Origin of the sequence: Bradyrhizobium sp., from assembly GCF_049581145.1 — a bacterium.
GTDB lineage: Bacteria > Pseudomonadota > Alphaproteobacteria > Rhizobiales > Xanthobacteraceae > Bradyrhizobium.
In genome coordinates, this window is sequence record NZ_JBAURI010000106.1 from 1 (window position 1) to 4,743 (window position 4,743).

General features: G+C 62.3%; 7 protein-coding genes and 1 pseudogene. 2 read left to right on the top strand and 6 right to left on the bottom strand.

Annotated elements, in window-relative coordinates; translation table 11 throughout:
- Positions 1–457 precede the first annotated feature (457 nt).
- Together coaA and WCB02_RS03430 are read right to left on the bottom strand one after the other, a co-directional pair.
- Positions 458–1,414 carry a type I pantothenate kinase gene (gene coaA / locus WCB02_RS03425; protein ID WP_423956400.1) on the bottom strand — a complete coding sequence of 319 codons (957 nt, stop codon included), beginning with the start codon at positions 1,412–1,414 and terminating at the stop codon, positions 458–460.
- 94 nt (positions 1,415–1,508) lie between these two features.
- Complete coding sequence (locus tag WCB02_RS03430) at positions 1,509–2,267, bottom strand: hypothetical protein (protein WP_423956402.1); 759 nt, start codon at positions 2,265–2,267, stop codon at positions 1,509–1,511.
- Between the two features lie 255 nt (positions 2,268–2,522).
- Between WCB02_RS03430 and WCB02_RS03435 the strand changes: the two genes are divergently transcribed.
- Positions 2,523–2,822: a nucleotidyltransferase family protein gene (locus WCB02_RS03435; RefSeq protein WP_423956404.1), complete on the top strand. Its 300-nt coding sequence runs from the start codon at positions 2,523–2,525 to the stop codon at positions 2,820–2,822.
- A complete protein-coding gene (locus WCB02_RS03440) occupies positions 2,822–3,187 on the top strand; it encodes a DUF86 domain-containing protein (RefSeq protein ID WP_423956406.1) in 366 nt (121 codons plus the stop codon). Before WCB02_RS03435 ends, WCB02_RS03440 begins: the two co-directional genes overlap by 1 nt.
- 325 nt (positions 3,188–3,512) lie before the next feature.
- Here WCB02_RS03440 and WCB02_RS03445 read toward each other — a convergent pair whose 3' ends face one another.
- The 4 genes and pseudogenes from WCB02_RS03445 to WCB02_RS03460 form a co-directional block, all read right to left on the bottom strand.
- Positions 3,513–3,809, bottom strand: coding sequence for a type II toxin-antitoxin system RelE/ParE family toxin (locus WCB02_RS03445; protein WP_423956408.1), 297 nt, complete (start codon positions 3,807–3,809; stop codon positions 3,513–3,515).
- Positions 3,806–4,024 (bottom strand): addiction module protein, encoded by a 219-nt coding sequence (locus WCB02_RS03450; protein ID WP_423956411.1) that lies wholly within the window; start codon positions 4,022–4,024, stop codon positions 3,806–3,808. Before WCB02_RS03450 ends, WCB02_RS03445 begins: the two co-directional genes overlap by 4 nt.
- A 219-nt stretch (positions 4,025–4,243) precedes the next feature.
- The gene (locus tag WCB02_RS03455) at positions 4,244–4,450 is read right to left on the bottom strand and encodes a hypothetical protein (protein ID WP_423956413.1); all 207 of its coding nucleotides are present in this window, start codon (positions 4,448–4,450) and stop codon (positions 4,244–4,246) included.
- 11 nt (positions 4,451–4,461) lie between these two features.
- Positions 4,462–4,743, bottom strand: a pseudogene (locus WCB02_RS03460) (DUF2336 domain-containing protein); the annotation flags it as partial.

Sequence of the window (4,743 nt, forward strand, 5' to 3'; positions counted from 1 at the left end):
CCCCTCCCCACCACGCGCTACGCGCGCGGAGGGAGGGGGGAATAGACTGCATCGCGACGCCTGATATGATTCGAACTTCGAAATCGCTCGTCTAGGTACCAATGGTGCAACTTCGAGGCCAGTATTACAAGCTCGGAAAAAACACACATTCTTGTAGGCGGTGGGATCCTAACCTGAATGGGCTTCGACGAACCCAGACGATGGCCGCTCGCGTCGCGATGTTCGAAGCCGTGCAAGCTCCGCATGGTGCCTAATCCGGACGATTGGGTTCCGTATCCGACGAACCCCTCACGCCGCTAACGGGATATATCGTTTCGCCTTGAGGCCTAGCGTCAAGTTCGGTTCGGCCTCCGGTCAATCACGCCGCTTTTGCTATGTCTGCTATCGACAGATTCGGAAGTGATCCGGCTCTCGCGTGGCGGCGATCCCGAGATGTGGAGACGGTCAGTACGCTCGGCTAAAGCCGTCGCAGCGCCACCCTCTCGATGGCGTGATCGGCGCCCTTGGTGAGGATCAGCGTCGCGCGCGGCCGTGTCGGCAGGATGTTGTCCCTGAGATTGGCGAGGTTGGTGCGTTCCCAAATTGCGAGCGCGGTGGCGATGGCTTCGTCATCGGACAAAAGCGCGTAGCGACGGAAATATGACTGGGGATCGTGAAAGGCAGTGTCTCGCAAAGCAAGAAAGCGCTTGATGTACCATTGCCGCAACACCGGTTCGTCGGCGTCGATATAGACGGAGAAATCGAAGAAGTCCGACACCACCGGCACAGCCTTGCCGTCGCGCGGCAGCCGTCCGGTCTGCAGCACGTTGATGCCCTCGACGATCAGAATGTCCGGCCGATCAACTTCGACCCATCGGTCTGGTATGATGTCGTAGGTTACATGCGAATAGACCGGAGCCCGCACCGGGCTTCGTCCGGCTTTGATTTCGCTCAGGAACGACAACAACCGCGCCCGATCATAGCTCTCCGGAAATCCCTTCTTCTGCATCAGCCCTTCGCGCTCCAGCACCGCCTTGGGATGGAGAAAGCCATCCGTTGTCACCAGATCGACTTTGGGCCGGGGCGACCATCGTGCGAGCAGCGCCTGCAAAACGCGCGCGGTGGTCGACTTGCCCACAGAAGCCGAGCCGGCGATACCGATGATGTAGGGCACCTTGCGGTCGCGGACGCCGAGAAATTGGCGCTGCGCGTAATAGAGCCGCTGCGTGGCATCGACATGGATCGACAACAGGCGCGAGAGCGGCAGATAGATATCCTCGACTTCCTTGAGATCGAGGTGGTCGTATATCGAACGTAGCTGCGAGAACTCGCCGGGCTCCAGCGTCATTGGCATCTCGTTGCGCAGTGCGGCCCACTGCTCTCGCGAAAAGATGCAGTAAGGATTGTATCGCTGATCGGGAGCGCGGATATCCATGTCGCCGTCTCTCAGATCCCTGGGGCACGAGAGTGGGGTGTGGAGAACCTATCCGCCGCGATGGCGCTTGTCAGCCTCGATAGTCCACTTCGGCTCATTCACCTCGATACTGCCATGTCCCCTGTCCGGTCAGCAATCCGCGATACCGGACATGCCGGCCGCAGTGCGGTCCGCGGGTCGCGTGCCGCGATTTGGCGGAGAGCAAATGGGTCTGAAGTCCCGTCGACATCGTGATCGCGAAGGGGGGCACGCTTCGCTTTGCCCACCCTGCGGTACTACGCCTTTGCGCGGCGCCGGGTGTTCTCCCTGCCCGCTCGCGCGACCCGGCGCCGCTTTGAAAGCCCTGCGGGCAGCGGCTCGCGCCGGTGTCGCGGCGCTGGATCGGGGAGACTTCAAGGAATTTGGAAATATCGATGAGCTGCAAGCCTACTTGAATGATCTCTCGAAGAAGTTCATCTCCGGAACCGGCGAACAGACCCCGATGGCCGAGCAGAGATGGCGCGTTCGTCTCGGCGCTGCTGCGGAAGTCGACTTTGCCAACATCCTCAAATGGACCACGGAGAATTTTGGCGCGCGACAATCTCGCGTCTATCGGTACACCTTTGTTCAGTCGATTGGCGAACTTGCCGACGGTCCGAATGTTGCGGGCTCCAAGGCCCGCGACGAGATCATGGCAGGCCTTCGCACGCTCGGCGTTGCGCGGCGCGGCCGTCGGGGAAGCCATTTCCTGATGTACCGGATCGCGCCGAAGAGCACGATCGAAATCGTGCGCAGCCTCCACGACAGAATGGACCTTTGGCGCCACGTCCCATCTGTTCCAGACGAGAGCATCGAATAGAGCTTTCTGCAGCATCGCTGCAAATGCCGGCGTAAATTTGGATACGCCGGCGCGCTCTGGCGTAGAAGCGTCGTTGGCGCGCCACGGCCGATGAAGATGGGCACTATTGCTTCGCCGTGGCGCTATGATCCGTTAGCCGTGGGACGGCTGCAGGCGCCAACAACTTGCCGCAACCGCCGTCCCTGCTTCGATCGTGGCGGACGGCTACCGTTGGTGACCCGGAACCGGAAGGCTCGTCTTTCCGGGCGAACTGTGCCACTATCCGGCCCCATGAACCAAGCCGCACTGATCGGAGTCTTGAGGACGTACGACGCCGCCCTCCGCGAGAACGGCGCGACCGGGCTATTCATGTTCGGCTCCCGGGCTATTGGTATGCCGCGACCCGACAGTGACCTTGACCTCTTCATCGACTACGACCCGGAGGCGAAAGTCCCGAACATGTTGCGCCTCATGCAAATCGAGGAGGACATTTCGAAGGCTCTGGGCATCCCGGTGACCATCACGACGCGGAACGCCCTTCACCCACTGATGAAGGAAAGCATCCAGCGAGACGCCATCCAGGTTTCGTAGTGCCGAAGGACCCGACGATTGCCATTCGCGATTGCCTCGCCGAGATCGCGGTTTTGCACGAGATCGAGGCACGCACGACGTTGCATGCCTTCCGCAACGATCCGATCGTTCGCCGTGCGGCGGCCTATGCGATCCAGACTATATCGGAGGCCGTGCGGCGTATTCCCGACGACTGGCTCGCCGACTTTCCAACCGAGCCTTGGGGCCAGATCAAAGCTATCGGCAACCGTATCCGTCACGAGTACTTTCGCGTGGACGATGCCATCCTCTGGGAGATCATCACGACCGACACGCATGCCCTGAAAACCGTGATGGAGGCCATGCTGGCGCGGCATGCCGGCGACGGGCCCACGCCGACGTCATAGCATCGTAGCGGTGCAGGCGGACGCGGCGCGCAAATCGACGCCGCCAGAAGGGGCCGTCGCGTTTTAGCGTAGACTGGCGCGCCACGGCCGATGAAGATGGGCACTATTGCTTCGCCGGGGCGCTATGATGCCACAGCCCGCCACACGCTCCAATCGGCAATGCCCGCGACGTCGTCCGATTTTGCACTACGTTCGTGGGCAGCTATCTTCCCGATTTCGCGGCGTGGTGAGGGTATCCTTCAATGGCGGCCATGCCGGGCAATCTCAAGACAGACGCGACGTGCCAAGAGTGGGCCATTCGCGCCTCTGCCCCCGGGCGGGCGGGTCATCTCTTCAGCCTATCGCGCCAATAGTCCGGCCGGCGATGCAAGTGCGCGACCGCCAACACGAGGATGTCGCCGTTGTCGACGGTGTAGATCAGCCCGTACGGGAACCGACTGAGACGGCAGCGGCGAATACCTTCTTCGAGCAGATGCCAAGCCTCAGGCAAGCGCGCGATGCGGTCTGCCGCTGATAGGACCTCAATCAGAAACGCGTTGTCCAGGCCAGGCGCCTGCGCTCCGTACCAGTGGATCGCTTGATCGAGTTCGATCTCGGCGATCTCAAGAAACCGGACCGTCACCGCCGGTATTTGGCGATGATGTCGCGCAGGTCCCTGGCGGCAAGCTCACCGCGCCGGTAGGCCGCCAGTCGATCGCTCGCCTCCCGCGCCCAGAGTTGATCGATGTCGGGATCGGCACGGTCTAGGCTGTCAAGCACGTCCTCAACCAGCGCGATACGGTCCTGCGGGGGCAGAGCGCGTGCCTGCTCGGTCAGCATTTTGGCCTTATTGCTCATCTTCGTACCTTCCCGGTCGATCTGTAAAATAGCAACAGGGCAGCGAGGGCTCAAGCCCCAGGCGGTGCACAGACGATCGGCGGCATGAGGCGCCCTTCGCGCGTCTCCCGGCCACAATATCGCACAAAATCGCGGCGTGGCGCGCCTGATACGCTTCGAACCGCGGATGAGCGCTCGCTGTCTTGCGGGTTTTCCCGACGCGAACCGGAGCCATTCGCTTCAAAAAACGGCCTCGGCCAGCGACGAGCCGTTTCGCGCCGCCCGCCACATCGAGGGCGATGCCGCCACCTTCGGCGACCCTTCCGCCACGGTTGCGGCCGAACGCCCTGCGTTTTCCTGGGCCGGCTCATCGCGCATGCGCCCGATCTCGACACACGGCCTGCCGAACTGATCGCGCATCACGTCAACGCGATCGTGCGCGATCATACCAGGCTCGATCAGGCCGCTATCAGCTGATGACCGCGCGGCGCGATCGCCTCTTCCGCGATTAGTTCGTCGCAGAACACGCGCGCCTCTTCCCGCGCCGATTCGGTTGCGAAGCGCCGCAGCAGGATCAGCAGCGGTTCGGCGGCGCCGCGGTCGCTTGCGCAATGGGTCAGCACGCGTTCGACCATCCGCCGCCGCAGCCGCGCGGCATTGCCGGCCGTATCGACGAAGCCGGCCTCCTGACGAACCTCGAGCGCGATGCGGAACGCCGCAAAGGTCGATTCCGGCAGGCC

What these genes read in the sequence shown, in the direction of transcription:
- coaA (WP_423956400.1), bottom strand. Translation starts at nt 1,414, where the DNA reads ATGGATATCCGCGCTCCCGATCAGCGATACAATCCTTACTGCATCTTT.
- WCB02_RS03430 (WP_423956402.1), bottom strand. Translation starts at nt 2,267, where the DNA reads ATGCTGCAGAAAGCTCTATTCGATGCTCTCGTCTGGAACAGATGGGAC.
- WCB02_RS03435 (WP_423956404.1), top strand. Translation starts at nt 2,523, where the DNA reads ATGAACCAAGCCGCACTGATCGGAGTCTTGAGGACGTACGACGCCGCC.
- WCB02_RS03450 (WP_423956411.1), bottom strand. Translation starts at nt 4,024, where the DNA reads ATGAGCAATAAGGCCAAAATGCTGACCGAGCAGGCACGCGCTCTGCCC.
- WCB02_RS03455 (WP_423956413.1), bottom strand. Translation starts at nt 4,450, where the DNA reads ATGATCGCGCACGATCGCGTTGACGTGATGCGCGATCAGTTCGGCAGG.